We start from the raw sequence: 17,357 nt of genomic DNA on the forward strand, positions 1-17,357 counted from the left end.
CCAGCGTGTCAACGACGCCCAACGGAGTGCACGCGCTCGTCCGCCGATCCCATGAGGAGCGAGTGCTGCGCGTGCTGCGCCAGAACGGCGCGCAGAGCCGCAACGAGATCGCGGCGCGGGTCGGCCTGTCCCGCACCACGGTCTCCGAGATCACCGGCGACCTCCTCGGCCGCGGCGTGATCCGGGTCGTCGACACCGACGCCGTCGAGCGTGTGGGCAGCGGCCGGCCCGCCGAGCGGCTCGCGCTGGACCCGGCCTCCGGGCAGTACATGGGCGTCGACTTCGGCCACCGCCGCGTCAACGTCCTGGTGGCGGACGCGGCCCACGACATCATCGCGTCGGGGACGTCACGGTACGAGGAGTCGGCGCAGTGGCCCGAGCGGCTCAGCGCCGGGCTGGCCCTGATCGACCGGCTCAGCACCGACACCGGCGTCCACTACGGCGCGCTCCAGGCCATCGGGGTCGGCGTGCCCGGCTGGGGCGACCGCACGGGCGCCGACGGCGTGGCGGAGGTGTTCGCCGAGCGCTTCCACGCCGCGGTGATCGTCGACAACAACGTACGGTTCGCCGGGCTGGCCGAGGCGTTGCACGCCCAGTCCGACTCTGTGCGCGACCTCATCTACCTGCGGCTGTCCGACGGCGTCGGCGGCGGGCTGGTGGTCGGCGGCCAGCTCGCGCGCGGCTCCAAGGGGTACGCGGGCGAGCTCGGCCATGTGACCGCCGTTCCGGGCGGCGCCCAGTGCCGGTGCGGCAAGCGCGGCTGCGTCGAGACCGTGGCTTCGGTCCCGGCGATCCTCGGGCGGTGCCGGGAGCTGGGCGTGCCCATGGACTCGCTCGACGACCTCAAGGCGGCCGTGGAGATCGCGCATCCGGTCGTCGACGAGGTGCTCCGCGAGGCCGGCACGGCGGTCGGCCGGATGCTCGGCACCGCCGCCATGACGCTCAACCCGAGCGAGATCGTGCTCGGCGGCGACATCGTCGAGATCGCCCCCGCCCTGATCCGGCAGGTCGCGTCCACGGTCACCTACGAGTTGTCGTGGCTGGCCGACGCGGCGCCGGTGATCCGCCCGGCCCTGCTCTCGGACGAGAGCGGGGCGCTCGGGGCCATCGCCGCCCTGTTCCATGAATCCCCCCTGCTCGCCGGATACGAAGCGAACGTCACGACGGACGGAGGCCGACAGTGGCCGTGATCAATGCGGACACCACCAGGGCCGCGAACGCCCGGCCGCGCAAGAGCCGGACCTTCCTGGTCCTCAACATCGTCTCGGTGGTGGCCGGGGTGGCGATCTGGTGGGGGCTGTCCCTGGCGGGACTGCAGTTCCCGTCTCCGGTCGAGGTCGTCTCGGCCGGCTGGACGATGATCCAGGACGGCACCCTGATCACCGACATCGGCGCCTCGCTCGGGCGCGTGCTGGCCGGGTTCGCCCTCGGCTCGGTGGCCGCGGTCCTGGTCGGCTTCGTCATGGGGTGGTACACGGTCGCCCGTGGCCTGTTCGAGCCGTGGATCCAGTTCTTCCGGACCATCCCGCCGCTGGCGATGCTGCCCCTGGTGCTCGTCCTGATGGGCATCGGGGAGAGCCCGAAGATCTTCGTCATCTTCCTGGCGGCGTTCCTGGCCTGCGTCATCTCGACGTACCAAGGCGTGGTGAGCGTGGACAGAACACTCATCAACGCCGGCCGGGTACTCGGCGCGAAGGACGGGACGATCTTCGCGCGGGTCGTGGTGCCGGCCTCGACCCCGTTCATCCTCGTGGGCATGCGGGTCGGGCTCGGCTCCGCCTGGGGGACACTGGTGGCCGCCGAGCTGCTGGCCGCGCAGGCGGGGCTCGGGCACCGGATGCAGAGCGCGCAGCTCTACTACGACCTGCCGACCATCTTCGTCGGCATCATCACGATCGGGATCCTCGGCCTGATCATGGACCGGCTGCTCATGCTCGCCGGCAACAAACTGACGGCCTGGCAGGAGAACCGATGAGCACTCCCAAGATCTCCGTACGCGACGTCGAGAAGATCTTCCCCGTCGGGAACGAGGACTTCGTCGCCCTGGGCGGCGTCTCGCTCGACATCGCCGACAACGAGTTCGTGACCATCGTCGGCCCGTCCGGCTGCGGCAAGAGCACGCTGCTCAACATCCTCGCCGGGCTGGACCAGCCCACCGGCGGCACCGCGCTGGTGGACGGCAAACCGGTCACCGGCCCAGGCCCGGAGCGCGGGGTCATCTTCCAGCAGTACGCCCTGTTCCCGTGGCTGACCGTCCGCGAGAACGTCGAGTTCGGCATGCGTACCGCGAAGGTCCCCGGCGACGAGCGGCGGCGGCGGGCCGAGCACTTCATCCGTCTGGTCGGCCTCGAGCAGTTCGCCGACGCGCTGCCCAAGACGCTCTCGGGAGGCATGAAGCAGCGTTGCGCGATCGCCCGCGCGTACGCGGTGAACCCGTCGATCCTGCTCATGGACGAGCCCTTCGGCGCGCTGGACGCGCTGACCCGGGTGCGGCTCCAGGAGCAACTCCTGGAGACCTGGAGCAAGGACCGGCGCACGGTCATGTTCATCACCCACGACGTCGACGAGGCGGTGTTCCTCGCCAACCGGGTGGTCGTCATGGGCGCGCGCCCCGGCCGGATCGTCGAGGTCATCGACGTCGACCTCCCCTATCCACGCGACGAGGACATGAGGCTGAGCCCCGAGTTCGGGGCGCTGCGCAACCGCGTCTGGCATTCCGTGTACCACCAGCGGCAGATCAAGGAGTCCGCGCAATGAGAAAGACATTCATGGCCGCCGCGGCCGTCGTCGTGGCGCTGTCGGCGGCCGCCTGCTCGTCGGAGGGCTCCGGCGGCGCGGACGGCGGCGCCACCCAGGTGGACTTCGGCTACATCGCCGACTTCAACGGCGCGAGCCTGCTGGCCGTCGCCGACGCCCAGGGCCTGTGGAAGAAGCACGGGGTCGACGTCAAGACCAGCGTGTTCACCAACGGCCCGCTGCAGATCCAGGCGCTGGGCACCGGCGACCTCGACTTCGGCTACATCGGCCCGGGCGCCATGTGGCTGCCCGCCACCGGCAAGGCCAAGGTCATCGCGATGAACACGCTCGGCAACGCCGACCGCGTCATCGCGCAGGCCGGTACGACGACCATGGCCGACCTGAAGGGCAAGACCGTCGGCGTGCCCGAGGGAACCTCCGGCGACATGATCCTCACGCTCGCGCTGCGCAAGGCCGGGCTGACCAAGAACGACGTCAAGATCGTCCCCATGGACGCGTCCACGATCGTGTCGGCGTTCACGTCCAAGCAGATCGACGCGGCCGGCTTCTGGTACCCGGCCATCGGCACCATCAAGAAGGCGGTCCCGGACCTGGTCGAGCTGGCCAAGAACGAGGACTTCGCCGACACGGTGTCGTTCCCGACCGCGTTCGTCGCCGGCAACGACGTCGTCGCGAAGGACCGGGCCAAGGCGGAGAAGGTCGTCGCCGTGCTCCGCGACGCCATCCAGTACCGCAGCGACCACCTCGACGAGACGATCGCCGCCACCGCCAAGATGCTCAAGCAGCCGCCGGAGCAGGTGAAGGCCGACGCGGCCAACTCCAAGGTGCTGTCGCTGTCCGACCTGGACGGCTACACCAAGGACGGAACCATCGACAAGTGGCTGAACGGGATGAACGACTACTTCACCGGGGCGGGCAAGCTGACCGGGGCCGTCGACCCCAAGACGTACTACACCGGCGATCTGTTCACGGGCGCCGCCAAGTGAACATCCTCTTCCTGATGACCGACCAGCACCGGGCCGACACGCTGGGCGCGTACGGGAACCGGCTGGCCGCCACCCCGGTGCTCGACGAGCTGGCCCGGACCGGGACCCGCTTCGACCGTTGGTACACCCCCACGGCGATCTGCACGCCGGCGCGGGCGAGCCTGCTCACCGGGCAGGCGCCGTTCCGGCACAGGCTGCTCGCCAACCACGAGCGCAACGTCGGCTACATGGAGGACCTGCCCGACGACCAGTGGAGCTTCTCCGGGGCGCTGCGGGACGCCGGCTACAACTGCGGGCTCATCGGCAAATGGCACGTCGGGCACCACCGGCGCGCGGCCGACTTCGGGTTCGACGGGCCTGACCTGCCGGGCTGGCACAACCCCGTCGACCATCCCGACTACCTGGACTACCTGGCGGCCAACGGCCTGCCGCCGTACGAGATCCACGACCACATCCGCGGGACGTTGCCGAACGGCGGGCCGGGCAACCTCCTCGCCGCGCGGCTGCGCCAGCCGGTCGAGGCGACGTTCGAGCACTACCTGGCGACGCGGGCGATCGAGATGCTCGAACGGTACGCGGCCGAGCCGGAGCCGTTCTTCCTGCAGCTCAACTTCTTCGGCCCGCATCTGCCGTACATCGTGCCGGACGAGTACTTCGACATGTTCGACCCCGAACTGGTCGAGCTGCCCAAGTCGATCGCGGAGACCTTCGCCGGCAAGCCGCCGGTGCAGGCCAACTACAGCGCGCACTGGACGTTCGACACCATGCCGCTGGAGGAGACGCGCAAGCTCATCGCCGTCTACTGGGGATACGTCGCGCTCATCGACGCCCAGATCGGGCGGGTCATGGACGCCATGCGGCGCCTCGGGCTGGTCGACGACACGGCCGTGTTCTTCACCTGCGACCACGGCGAGTTCACCGGCGCCCACCGCCTGCACGACAAGGGTCCGGCGATGTACGAGGACATCTACCGCACGCCCGGCATCCTGCGCGTTCCCGGCCAGCAGCCCGGAGTCGTCCGCACGGAGTTCGTCAGCCTGCTCGACTGCACGGCCACCATCCTCGAACTGGCCGGGATCGACCCCGCTCCTGCCGTCGACTCGCGCAGCCTCATGCCGCTCGCGTCCGCCGACGAGGTGGCGTGGGAGCAGGACATCGTCTGCGAGTTCCACGGCCACCACTTCCCGTACCCACAGCGGATGATCCGGACCGACCGCTACAAGCTGGTCGTCAACCCGGACTCGACGAACGAGTTGTACGACCTGTTCACCGACCCGGACGAGCTGCTCAACGTCTACGGCCATCCGGAGATGGAGGCGGTGCGCGGACGGTTGATGCGGCGGCTGTACCAGGTGCTGCGTGACCGGGGCGACAACTTCTACCACTGGATGACGTCGATGTACGACGTCGGCGACGTCTCCTACGACCCGACCCTGAGCGGGCTCGACGAGGCGACCTATCGGTGACCCCATGAGACGTCCCAACATCGTCATGATCCTCACCGACGACCACGCCTCGCACGCCGTCAGCGCGTACGGGTCGGTGGTCAACCAGACGCCCCGGATCGACGAGATCGCGGCGCTCGGCGCCCGGTTCGACAACTGCTTCGCGACGAACGCGCTCTGCTCGCCGAGCCGGGCCAGCATCCTGACCGGCACGTACTCGCACGTCAACGGGGTCTCGACGCTGGTCACGCCCATCGACGCCGCGCAGCCGACGTTCGTGAGCCGGCTCAAGGCCGCCGGCTACCGCACCGCCATCGTGGGCAAGTGGCACATGGGGGACGGCCCCGGTCATGACCCGCAGGGGTTCGACTACTGGGACGTGCTGATCGAGCAGGGGGAGTACTTCGACCCCTCGTTCCTGTCCGAGGACGGGCTGCGCACCGTGCCTGGCTACGCCACCGACCTCATCACGGAGATGGCGCTGGCCTGGGCGGACGGTCTCGACGGCGAGGACCCGTGGTGCCTGCTGATCTACCACAAGGCGCCGCACCGACCGTGGGAACCCGACGAGAAGCACGCCGGGAGGTACACCGACCCCATCCCGGTGCCGGCGACGTTCACCGACGACTACGCGACCCGCTCCTCCTCGGCCCGGCGCGCGGCGATGCGGATCGCCGAGCACCTCAACGCCGACGACCTCAAGCAGGAGCCGCCCGAAGGGCTGTCCTACGAGGAGACGGCGCTGTGGAAGTACCAGAGGTACATGGAGGACTACCTCGCCGTCGTCGCGTCGGTCGACGACAACGTGGGCCGGGTCGTCGACTGGCTCCGCGCGCGCGGGGACTTCGACGACACGCTCCTGATGTACTGCTCAGACCAGGGCTTCTTCCTGGGCGACCACGGCTGGTTCGACAAGCGCTTCATGTACGAGGAATCGCTGCGGATGCCCCTCGTCCTGAGCTACCCGCGGCGGATCCCCGCCGGCCAGGTGCACACCGGGATCGTCACCAACGTGGACTTCGCGCAGACCGTCCTGGACGCGGCGGGGGTGCCGCACCACCCACGCATGCAGGGCCGCAGCTTCCTGGCCGACCTGACCGGCGAGCCGGGTCCGCCGCCCGCGGAAGGGATGTACTACCGCTACTGGGAGCACGACGACGTCTTCCACAAGGCGCCGGCCCACTACGGCTACCGGACGTCCCGCTACAAGATCATCTATTTCTACAACGACGGCATGGGCCTCCCCGGCACGGGCTCGTTCACCTACAGCGGCGAATGGGAGCTGTACGACCTGGAGACGGACCCGGACGAGCTGCGCAACGTCTACCACGACCCGGCGTACCGCGCGGTCCGCGAGGAGATGAAGGTCCGCATGCACCGCGCGCAGGCCGCCCTCGGCGACGAGCCGCATCCCGGCCAGCCGGTGCCCGAGGGGATCTGAGGTGTCTTGCTGCACGCCCGCGACGCCGGGACCGCCGAGGGGGCCCGCCGTGCGCTTCGCGGCGGAGGGCCGGCACGGGATCGAGCAGGTCCACCTGACCGGCGGCGCGTTCCTGATGGGCGACGCCACCGGCGACGGCAACCCCGGCGACGGCGAGTCGCCCGTTCACCGGGTCGCGCTGCCGCCGTTCTCGATCGACGCCACCGCCGTGACCACGGCCGACTTCGCGGCCTTCGCCGACGCGACCGGCTACCGGACCGAGGCGGAGGAGTACGGCTTCTCCGCCGTCTTCCACCTGGCCCTGCGCGCCCGCCCCGGAGACGTGATGGGCCCCGTTCCCGGCACCCCCTGGTGGGTGGGGGTGCGGGGCGCCGACTGGCGGCGCCCCGGCGGACCCCTGTCGTCGGCGGAGCCCGACCATCCCGTGGTCCACGTGAGCTGGAACGACGCGGTCGCGTACTGCTCGTGGGCCGACCGGCGCCTGCCCACCGAGGCCGAATGGGAGTACGCCAGCAGGGGCGGCCTCGACGGCGCCCGCTACCCCTGGGGCGACGACCTGCCCGAGGACGAGTGGCGGGTGAACATCTGGCAGGGCGTCTTCCCCACCGAGAACACCACGGCCGACGGCTACCTGACCACCGCCCCGGTCCGCACGTACGCTCCCAACGCGTACGGACTCTGGCAGACGGTGGGCAACGTCTGGGAGTGGTGCTCGGACTGGTACGCGCCCGACTACTACGCCTACGCACCGCCCGACGACCCCCGCGGCCCGCTTCGCGGCACGGCCCGGGTGCTGCGCGGGGGCTCGTTCCTGTGCCATGACTCCTACTGCAACCGTTACCGCAACTCGGCGCGTTCGGCGAACACCCCTGATTCGTCGATGGCCAACGCCGGATTCCGCACCGTCGCGCGCTGAGAATCGTTCTCCTTATTTGTCGTCCATTCAATGTCGAAATAAGCCTCACTAACGTGTTCCCCAGGCACCTGCACGACACAGGAGGACGAAGACCAATGAACAACGTCGACCGGCGGTCATTGTTGGCCGGTGCCGCCGGCTTTCTGGGAGCGGCGGCACTGCCCGCCACCGCCGCGCGGGCGTCGGTGGCCTCGGCGCGGCGGTACCCGCCGAACTGGCCCGCCCTCGCCCCCTACGGCCTCGCGGACACCCGGCCGGACCTGTGGCCACGGGAGGACAACTCCTTCATCCTCCCGCTCGAACTGCGCCCCCGTGACAAGGAACGCGGCCAGGTCTGGATGCGGGACACCTACGTCAACTGCTTCGTCGTCGACGGGCGTCCGATGTACGTCGCCACGGGCACCACCCGGGTACCCGGGCTCGAAGCGGCCGCCCCGTGGAACGACGGCATCTTCGTGTGGATCTCCCCGTCCCTGCGCGGGCCGTGGAAACTCGTCGACACCACCGGCATCCGGCCTGACGCCGAGAGAGGCAAGGTGTGGTCACCCGAGTTCGCGGGGGAGAACCGGCCCGGGCGCACGGTCGTCGCTCCGTGGCAGGAGTACTGGTACGACGCCCAGTTCGGCAAGCGCGGCCAGGCGTGGGCGCCGGAGGTGCACCACTTCCGCGGCAAGTGGTACATCGTCGCGTGCATGGGCGACCACTCCCGCAAGGTCGGCTCGTTCATGCTCGTGAGCGAGGGCGGGATCGAGGGCCCGTACCGGCTGGTCGAGGGCAACCACGAAAAGCCCTTCGGCGATTCTTTCGTCGGGGGACCCAAGTTCATCGAGCCCGGCGCCTACCACCACATTGACGGCGGCCTTTACACCGAGGGCGACGACGCGTGGCTCGTGCTGCACAACAATTTCTACGCGAAATTCCGGGACGACATGGAGGACATCGTCCCGACGACGAACCTCCCGCAGTTCCGGCAGATGCCCTACTCGCCCGAGCCGTATCTCGAAGGCGCGTACGTGTTCAAGCACGGCGGCAGGTACTACCTCCTCCACGCCGCGTGGAACCGGACGTCGACCGATCCCGACGGCAGCACGCGCCACGCCTACGACCCGGCCGGCCCCGGTCGCACGCAGTACCAGTACGACGCGATCGTCGCCGTGTCGGACCGTTTCGAGGGACCGTATTCCCAGCGGTGGACCGCGGGCGTCGGCGCCGGCCACAACAACGTCTTCGTTGATCACAGCGGCCGCCTGTGGGCGACGTTCTTCCGCAACCCCAACTTCGGCTACTGGGCCGACCCGTCACGCGTCGCCGACGCCGCCGTGGCCGGCGTCGTGCGGATGGAATGGACCGGCCCCGAGGGCGACCGGCTGTACGTCCAGCGCCGAAACCGGAGTCACGGAGCTTGACTTAACGGCCCGGACAAAATAGATCATGTAGGGCCAGCCCGGCATCCCCCCTACGGCCTGGAGCCCGCAGTGCCGCACATGTCCCGTCGCCAGGTCCTCTCCCTGCTCCCCGCCGCCGGCCTGCTCCCCGCCACCGGGCTGCCGGCCATGGCCGCCCCCGCGCGCGCCGCGGCGGGGATCGATCACGCCCGGCTTCTCACCAACACCGTGGCGATGCTCGCCGGAACCCCCGATGTCAACGCCCGCCCTGAGGTCGCCGCCAAGCTCGCCTCGATCCTCGCCACCGCCAGGCAGAGGCTGGCCGCCATGGACAAGGCCGCCGACGGTGAGCTGTTCTCCGGCCTGAAGCTCGGCACCGACGACGCCAACCTGCGGCTGGCCTACCAGTACCTGTACGAGATCGCCCTCGCCACCCGCACGCCCGGCGGCGGCCTCGCCGATGACGCCGCCGTACAGCGGCGGGTCGCCGACGGCCTGGTGTGGCTGTACGAGCGCTACTACGGCGACCAGTCGAAGGGCTACTACGGCAACTGGCACAACTGGGAGATCGGCATCCCCACCCACGTGAGCAGGACCCTGGCCCTGCTCACCGACCGGGTCCGGGAGGAACGCCCCGGCCTGACGGCGACCTACCTCGCCTCGATGGACGCCTACCTGCGCAACGGCAAGAACGGCGACGTCGACCTCGACTCCCGCTTCCACACCGGGGCCAACCTGGCCGACATCACCGCGAACCGCATCCTGCAGGGCGCGCTCACCGGCGACGACGCCCGCGTCGGCAAGGCCATCGCCGACCAGGCCACCGTCTTCGCCACCATCGACCCGTACAACCTCCAGCACGGCGTCACCGACGGCTACTACCGCGACGGCTCCTTCATCCAGCACGACTCGGTCGCCTACACCGGCTCCTACGGGCGCATCCTGCTGACCCGCGTCGTACAGACCCTCAAGATGCTGGAGGGCGTGACGACCGGCGGCACCCCGGCGGACCTGCCCGGCGTGGTCTACCGCTGGATCGCCGACGGCTTCGCCCCGCTGATCTTCGAGGGCTGGCTGATGGAGATCGTCAAGGGCAGGGCGGTCTCCCGCACCGCCACCGGCTACGCCGACGTCGGGGTGATCGTGGAGGCCGTCACCGATCTGGCCGACCACGTCGAGGACCCCCTTCCGCTGAAGAAGTACGTCAAGTTCCTCCCGGCCGCCGACACGACCGCCTTCGTCTCCCCGATCAGCATCGCCCGCTACGCCGCCATCCGCGCCGACGCCGCCGTCCCGGCCGCCGACCTGAACCCGCCCCAGCGCTGCGTCGCCTTCAACGCCATGGACCGGACCGTCCACCGCCGCCCCGGCTACGCCTTCGCCCTGGCCCGCAACTCCGAGCGGATCAGCAAGTACGAGTACATGAACGGCGAGAACCTCATGCCCTGGTTCCAGGGCGAGGGCGCCTTCCACCTCTACCTCTCGGGCGAGGACCAGAGCCAGGTCTTCGGCGTCGACTACTACACGACCGTCTCGCCGTACCGGCTGGCCGGCATCACCGCGCCGGTGGAGGAGCGACGCACGATCCCCGAGCTGTACGGCGGCCGGTTCTGGTACGAGAACCCCGGGCACCCGCTGAACTTCACCTCCTCCTCGGAGTCCCAGAACACGTACGTGTACTTCCCGCGCGCCGAGAACACGTTCTCCGGCGGCGCGACGCTCGGCGCGTACGGGGTGGCCGGCATGGTCCAGTCCGACGACGTGGCCTACACCGCCAAGCATGCGGGCATCCTGCCCGACGACTTCGTCGCCTACCAGAACGCCCGCGCCACCAAGTCCTGGTTCATGCTCGACGACGAAATCGTGGTGCTGGCCGCGGGCGTCTCCGGCCAGGGCGGCCGCGACGCGGTGACCACGGTGGACAGCCGCATCGCCGCCCTCGGCGACGCGGTCGCGGTGAGCGGGGAGGGCTGGGACGGCGGGGCCTGGCAGACGGGCGACACCAGGCCGCCGCGCTGGCTCCGCTACGCCAACGCCACCCGCCGTACGGCGATCGGCTACGCCTTCCTGACCCGGCAGCCTGTGACGGCCGGCCTGGAGACGGTGACCCGCAGCCGCAGAGTCGTCCGCACGTCCAACCCCGACACGGCGGTGACCAAGAACGTCTTCACCGCCTCGGTCACCCACCCGGCGGCCGGCGGGCTCTCCGCCTTCGCCTACGCCCTGGTCCCGAACGCGACGGAAGCCACTTTGCGCCGCTACCCGCGCGGCCCGCTGACCGTCCTCGCCAACACCCGGGACGTACAGGCGATCAAGCACGAGGGTCTCGGAATCATCGCCGCCAACGTCTTCACCGACGGCCCCCGCCACGCCGGCCGCCTGCTCATCGACGGCCCGGCCTCGGTCATGGTCCAGTCCGGGCGGCGCACGGTCGTCGCCCTGTCCGACCCGACGATGAAACGCGACCGCGTCTCCGTGGTTGTGCAGGGCGCGCCTCTTCGCGTGGAGGCGGCGGACGAGGGGGTGACGGTCCGCCGCGTACCAGGCGGCACCCTGATCCAGGCCACCACCCACCACGCCCACGGCCGCACCTTCACCGCGACGCTCCGCTGAGGCCGAGCCTAGGGCTCAGCGGGTTCACCCGACTCGGTGCTGCTGCAGTCAGCTCAGCCGGCGGTGGCCTTGGCGTAATGGAACACCTCGGGAGGGAGCGCGTGGTCCAGGCGCCAAACGAAGCGGATGGGCCGCTCATCCTCGTGGCTTACGTAGCGCATCGGACCCGCGTAGGTGTAGGGCGGAGCGCCGAGCCCTTCGTCGCGTTTGGACTGTCTGATGAGGAGGTGGACTGTCGACTCACCCGTAAGGTAACGGCGGGCAGTGGCAGTCGAGGAGCGCAAGGTGCTCTGCGACTCCCACTGGAACAACCTCTCGCTGATCGCCCGGTCGTGGTAGAGCGTGGTGGGGGAGTAGTGGTCCTCGGACTTGTCGATGGTGACGAAGAACAGGTCCGCCTGGTGCTCCTGCACGTACTTGACCCCTTCCCGCATATGAGCGGGCTTGTCGACGCCGAAGGCGGCCAGCACCTCGTTCTTGCTGTAGCGAGCGTGGACATGCAAGGGCACCACAGGATCCAGCGGCGACGCCACATGACGCAGCCCCGAGCGAAGCACGTCCGCCAGCTCTCCGAGTTCCGCGGCCCGAGCACCGCTGAGGCGGGCGAGCCGAGCCTCCATCCCGGACACGGGCTCGGTGCCGCCCCACAACATCGTGTCCAGCATGGCCAGCAGGCGCAGCTCGCGGGGGGACCGCGGAGCCTTTCCCGCCAGCACCTCAGTCAGGAACGCGAGCCGCTCGACGTCGTCGATGTGCAGCATCCGGCCGAAGGCTCGTCCGAGCCCTGCATCAGGAGGCGTAACCGACAGACCCGCGGCGTGCCGGAGAGAGGCCCAGCCCAGGCGGCTGCGGCGGTACAGATCCTCCACCTCCAGCCCCGTCTCCTGCAGGAAGGTGGCCAGACCGACGTCCCCCAACTCGCCTAGTTCGCGCGCCAGATCCCGCCAATTCAGGCTGAGCGCCTGCCGGACGTTGTCGAGAACGAGCCGGCGGACGTCCCGATCAAGGTCGATGACGCAGCCGGCGGGCAACGTGGGGAACCCCTGCTCAATCTCCCTCGCGATTCCGGTACGGCTGGCGCCGGTGAGCGCCCGGTAGCGCCGGTCGAAGCGGAACTGCTTGTGCTGGTGGCCGACGAAGTCGAGCACGGTCAGGCAGGGCTTGTCTTCGGCCAGCCGCAATCCACGCCCGAGCTGCTGCAGGAAGACGGTGGCGCTGTCGGTGGGCCGCAGGAACAGCACGGTGTCGATCTCCGGCACGTCGACGCCCTCGTTGAAGAGGTCGACGGTGAACACCGCATTGATCCGGCGATCCCGCAGGTCGCGTAATGCCTGGTCGCGTTCGTCGCGCGAGCTGTGCGCGGTGACGGCCACGGAAGGAAGGCCGGTTCGGGTGAAGCGGTCAGCCATGAAACGGGCGTGCTCGATGCTCACGCAAAAGCCGAGTGCTCGCATCCGTCCGACATCGCCGATCTTGCGCTGCAAGGTTTCCAGGACCATGGCGGCGCGGCGGTCGTTGCCGGTGTAGACGTTCGAGAGTTGGCCGAGGTCGTAACCCTGACCCCTGCGCCAGCCGATCTGGCGCAGGTCGGTGCCGTCGTGGACGCCGAAATACTGGAACGGGGCCAGCAGACCGCGCTCCAGCGCCTCCCACAGGCGCAGCTCGGCGGCGATCCGGCCGTCGAACCAGTGCTTGATGTCCTGGCCGTCGGCGCGTTCCGGCGTCGCCGTCAGGCCGAGCAGTACCTTGGGCCGCACTCTCGACAGCAGTTGCCGGTACGTCGCGGCCTCGGCATGGTGGAATTCGTCCACGATCACCATGTCGAACCGCTCTGGCTCCGGCAGCGGGTTGTGGTGCAGCGTCTGGATCGAGGCGAAGACGTGCCGCCACTTCTCAGGCCGGGCACCGTCCACGTACAGTTCGCCGAACGTCTCGTCCCGCAGCACCTGCCGGAACGTGAGCAGACTCTGCCGCAGGATCTCCTTGCGGTGGGCGACGAACAGTACCGACTCCGCTTGCCCGGCCGCGCGCAGCCGCCGGTAGTCGAGCCCGGCAATGACGGTCTTGCCGGTACCGGTCGCCGCGACGACCAGGTTGCGCCACCGGTCGTGGATCTGCCGTTCGGCGGCGAGCTCGTCGAGAATCTCGCGCTGGTAGGAGTACGGGCGCACGTCCACATGGGCGAAGTCGAGCACGAGCGCCCCGCCCCCGGACCGCTCGGCGGACAGGGCGCGGTCCAGCCGCTCGGCGTCCTGCGCCGGGTCGTAGGGCTCGAACGACGGATCACCCCAGTAGTCGTCGAACGTGGCGGCAAACGTGTCGATGAGATGAGGCTGCTCGGCCTGCGCGAGTCGTACGTTCCACTCCAGCCCGTGACTGAGGGCGGTCTGCGACAGGTTGGAGGATCCCACGTAGGCGGTGGACAGACCGTTGCCTCGATGGAACAGCCACGCCTTCGCATGCAGCCTGGTCATCCGGGTGTCGTAGGAGACGCGGATTTCGGCGCCCATAGCCGCCAGTCGGTCCAGGGCCAGGCGGTCGGTGGCGCCAATATAGGTGGTGGTCACCACCCTCAGCCGGCCGCCGCGCACTAGGAAATCTTCGATCGCCTCTGCCAGTACCCGCACGCCGTTCCACTTCACGAACGCGCACAGCAGATCCACCCGATCGGCCGAGCCCAGCTCCCGCTTGAGCTCATGGCCGATCTCCGGCTGCCCGCGCCCGTTGACCAGCAACGCGCTCCCGGTGAGGGGAATGACCGGCCGTGCCGGGAACCGCACCTGCCCGGCCGCGTCCCGGCTCCTGGCGATGCCCAGCAACTCCTCGGCGGCCTCCACCAGCTCGTGAGGCGCGGCGGCCTCGGGCACCAGGTCGCCGATGAGGCCCGCGATCCGATTGACGATCTCCACCTGCCGGGCCAGCCGCGCCGTATCATTCTCGCCCCGTACGGAGCGCAGCGCTCGGCGGGTTAGCGCGCCCAGATGCCGGGCCAAGGTCTCATGGGAGTCGGCAAGGTCCAACGACCGCCGGTCAATCAGCTCGTGATCGGACACCGCACGCAGCAGGCCATCAAGCTCACGAGTGATCAGGTGCTGGTAAACGCCCGGCTGAAGATCGCTCACCTGGCGACTATAGGGCGCGGCCGGCCACCGCGAAATATCGTGTGCCGGGGCCGGATAATCGCCTTACACTGGCCGATCGTGGACTGGGTCGAGCGGGTCGCCGAGATGCGGCGCTGGACCAGAGGTGGCGAGCGCGCGCCGCACAAGCCGCTCCTCCTGCTGTACGCTCTGGGCCGTTTCCAGCAGCACGGCAATCGGCCCATTCCCTTCAGCGCCGCCGAAACGGAGCTGAAGAAGCTGCTGAAGGAGTACGGCCCACCGCGCGAGACCAGCCCCGGCTACCCGTTCCACCACCTGACGAACGACGGCCTGTGGCTGGTCGACACCCGCCACGGCCCGGGCAGCCCGGGCCCGGAGCTGGGCCGCCTCCGCGACAGCCAGGCCGCCGGCCGCCTCCATCCCGACCTGGCCCGCGCGCCGTCGGAGGAGCCGAGCCTGCTGGGGCGGATCGCCCGCTACCTCCTGGACGCCAACTTCGCCCCGTCCCTGCACGCGGACCTGTGCCTGCTGGCAGGCCTGGACCTGGAGACACTCGAAACCGCCGGAGAGGTCAAGAAAGCCGTACGCCGTGACCCGGGCTTTCGCGATCGGGTGCTCATGGCGTACGAGTACTGCTGCGCGTTCTGTTCCTACGACGGATGGCTGGACGGCGCGGTGGTGGGCCTGGACGCGGCGCATGTGCGCTGGTGGGCGTTCGACGGGCCCGACGATGTGGCGAACGGGCTGTGCCTGTGCGCGATCCACCACAAGCTGTTCGACAAGGGCGTGCTCGGACTGACCGGGGAGCACACCATCGCTGTCTCAGCCAAGTTCGTCGGCCGCTCGCAGTCTTCCCTGGACATGGTGCTCTCCCTGGCAGGCCGGCCCGCCCGAAAGCCTCAGCCCGGCCTGGACACAGTTGAACAGGAACACATCAGCTGGCACAGCCGTCAGGTCTTCCGCACGCCCGCCCGCGGCTGAGGTCATCGGCTGTCCGGTCTTCTGAGGCTTGCAGCCCAGCGCAGTGTATGACCGCGCTGTGACCACCGATACCTGGTGACCCAGGCGCAGTTCGGCGTGCTCCGTCGGTGCCGCGGGTTGCGACCTCGATCGGGCTGTTTTCGCCGGCCATCACCGCGATGGCTTCGAACGCCTTTGGGAAGCGCCGCCTCCCGTACCAACTCGATCACTCGGAGAGTGATCCTCAGCTCCTCAGCAACGAGCTGAGTCACCCATCTCTTGGCTGCTGTCGGATCCGGGTTTGGAACCGATGTCCGCGGCGAGGGGGCACAGCGTTCCTGCTCAAGAAGGGCAGTGACTGCACAGCCAGCTCATAGTCCTCAAACTGCGCAAATTACCGTACAATCGGCTGCAGCTCTCAAGATCATCTAGAAACCACCTCCCCGCCTTATGGGGCTTCGGGCGGGATCCGGAGATCGAGAAGGGACCCGATGTATGGCGTACTGGTGGGTGAATCAGGGTCATTCGTTTCGTCAGGAGATAGAGGCTGGGATCCTCTGGGCGCCTACCCGAACCCGGGCTGGTAGCCGCCAATCACACTGGGAAACGATGACGGCGGTGCGTCCAGGCGACACAGTGATCCACTATGCCTCCCAAGTGAGAGCGCTCAGCCTCACGACAACCATCGCGATCCCCGCGCGGCGCCCTCGGGAAATCCCTGGCCTCTGGGGCGGGGATGGCAGACTCGTGCGGACCGTCTACCGAGAGGCATCGCAGGTAGTTCCACTACAAGACATTCCCGAAGCCTGGCGCGCCAGCCACTCGTCGGATGGGCCATTCAAACACGATGGTGGCGTGAAACAAGGTTATCTATTTCGGGTGGACGATACGTTTTTCGAGCGGTTCATGGGGCGTTTTGGTGACCTGTTTCCAGGCGCGCCTGTCGTGCTACCCGCTGAGGTGAAGGACAGCGCCACCGACCTACTCCGACGGTTACTTGGTCACGACATCTCGACGCTCCATGGACGCCGTAATCGCATCATCGACGTGCAGCCCCCGTATGTCCTCGTGGCAACGGAACGCTCGCCGAACGGGCAACAGATACCCATCGCTGACGTGGAGGCTGCGCTCGCAACTCTCCGTACCGCAGGTCGCGTGCAAATACACCCTACCGAGGTGGGATATCGCAGTGCCTTCATTGGAGCAGTCCTGCTCACTCTTCCAGGAGTTGAGTTGGTAGGTGAGACGCCGCCAGTCATCGCTGTCCGCTCTCTTACTGCCGCTGATACGCCTGCAAAGTCTCAAGAGACACACACTTACGAGGGCGATCTAAGCCGTCCAGTGACTGCAGCGCAGCGCGGCGAACAGTCCGCCTTGCGCCAGCTTCTGTTCGGCTCTACCACCATTGCAACGTGCGCTCTCTGTGGTGATGCTTACCCTGTCCGTTTCCTGGTTGCAGCGCATATCAAAATGCGGAGCCTCTGTAGCGACGAAGAACGCCGCGATCTGGCCAACATTGCGATGCCTGCATGCCAGTTCGGTTGTGATGCCCTCTATGAAGCCGGCTATATCTCTGTTGGCCACGATGGCATCATTGTGTCGTCCGCACCAGATACAGATGGAGTGCTTGCTGATCGTCTTGAGAGCCTCGCGGGGCGCCCGTGCCTCTCGTTCTCGGAGGATAACCGTCGCTACTTCGCGTGGCATTTTTCCACGCGGTTTCGTGGCTAATGCTCGGGCGGCTTATTGCCCA

12 protein-coding genes are annotated in these 17,357 nt (G+C 68.6%); 11 read left to right on the forward strand and 1 reads right to left on the reverse strand.

All coding sequences use genetic code 11. From position 1 onward, the window contains the following. The first annotated feature begins 5 nt into the window (after positions 1–5). From ABZS51_RS03990 to ABZS51_RS04030, 9 genes are all read left to right on the forward strand, one after another. Positions 6–1,190, forward strand: a complete 1,185-nt coding sequence (locus ABZS51_RS03990; RefSeq protein ID WP_355435921.1) for an ROK family transcriptional regulator — start codon at positions 6–8, stop codon at positions 1,188–1,190. After that, entirely contained in the window at positions 1,181–1,975 is a 795-nt protein-coding gene (locus ABZS51_RS03995; protein WP_355435923.1) for an ABC transporter permease, read from the forward strand. Before ABZS51_RS03990 ends, ABZS51_RS03995 begins: the two co-directional genes overlap by 10 nt. Next, positions 1,972–2,757: an ABC transporter ATP-binding protein gene (locus ABZS51_RS04000; protein WP_310715527.1), complete on the forward strand. Its 786-nt coding sequence runs from the start codon at positions 1,972–1,974 to the stop codon at positions 2,755–2,757. The genes ABZS51_RS03995 and ABZS51_RS04000 overlap by 4 nt, the downstream gene beginning before the upstream one ends. Then, a complete protein-coding gene (locus tag ABZS51_RS04005) occupies positions 2,754–3,743 on the forward strand; it encodes an aliphatic sulfonate ABC transporter substrate-binding protein (RefSeq protein ID WP_355435926.1) in 990 nt (329 codons plus the stop codon). The genes ABZS51_RS04000 and ABZS51_RS04005 overlap by 4 nt, the downstream gene beginning before the upstream one ends. Beyond that, entirely contained in the window at positions 3,740–5,209 is a 1,470-nt protein-coding gene (locus ABZS51_RS04010) for a sulfatase-like hydrolase/transferase (RefSeq protein WP_355435929.1), read from the forward strand. Before ABZS51_RS04005 ends, ABZS51_RS04010 begins: the two co-directional genes overlap by 4 nt. 4 nt (positions 5,210–5,213) lie before the next feature. Further along, complete coding sequence (locus ABZS51_RS04015; RefSeq protein ID WP_355435932.1) at positions 5,214–6,629, forward strand: sulfatase; 1,416 nt, start codon at positions 5,214–5,216, stop codon at positions 6,627–6,629. A 49-nt stretch (positions 6,630–6,678) separates the two neighbouring features. Beyond that, on the forward strand, positions 6,679–7,545 hold the full coding sequence (locus ABZS51_RS04020) for a formylglycine-generating enzyme family protein (RefSeq protein ID WP_355435934.1): 867 nt from the start codon (positions 6,679–6,681) through the stop codon (positions 7,543–7,545). 95 nt (positions 7,546–7,640) lie between these two features. Next, the gene (locus ABZS51_RS04025) at positions 7,641–8,951 is read left to right on the forward strand and encodes a family 43 glycosylhydrolase (protein ID WP_355435937.1); all 1,311 of its coding nucleotides are present in this window, start codon (positions 7,641–7,643) and stop codon (positions 8,949–8,951) included. Between the two features lie 78 nt (positions 8,952–9,029). Beyond that, positions 9,030–11,543: a polysaccharide lyase family 8 super-sandwich domain-containing protein gene (locus ABZS51_RS04030; RefSeq protein ID WP_355435940.1), complete on the forward strand. Its 2,514-nt coding sequence runs from the start codon at positions 9,030–9,032 to the stop codon at positions 11,541–11,543. A gap of 53 nt (positions 11,544–11,596) precedes the next feature. Here the strand turns inward: ABZS51_RS04030 and ABZS51_RS04035 are convergent, their stop codons facing one another. After that, positions 11,597–14,665, reverse strand: a complete 3,069-nt coding sequence (locus ABZS51_RS04035) for a DUF3427 domain-containing protein (RefSeq protein WP_355435942.1) — start codon at positions 14,663–14,665, stop codon at positions 11,597–11,599. 78 nt (positions 14,666–14,743) lie between these two features. Here ABZS51_RS04035 and ABZS51_RS04040 point away from each other — a divergent pair, with 78 nt between their 5' ends. Both ABZS51_RS04040 and ABZS51_RS04045 read left to right on the forward strand, forming a co-directional pair. Next, positions 14,744–15,625 carry a phosphorothioated DNA-binding restriction endonuclease gene (locus ABZS51_RS04040; protein ID WP_355435945.1) on the forward strand — a complete coding sequence of 294 codons (882 nt, stop codon included), beginning with the start codon at positions 14,744–14,746 and terminating at the stop codon, positions 15,623–15,625. 726 nt (positions 15,626–16,351) lie between these two features. Beyond that, the gene (locus ABZS51_RS04045) at positions 16,352–17,335 is read left to right on the forward strand and encodes a hypothetical protein (RefSeq protein WP_355435948.1); all 984 of its coding nucleotides are present in this window, start codon (positions 16,352–16,354) and stop codon (positions 17,333–17,335) included. The last annotated feature ends 22 nt before the right edge of the window (positions 17,336–17,357 follow it).

The sequence above is a fragment of the Nonomuraea sp. NPDC005501 genome (genome assembly GCF_040605905.1).
Classification (GTDB): domain Bacteria; phylum Actinomycetota; class Actinomycetes; order Streptosporangiales; family Streptosporangiaceae; genus Nonomuraea.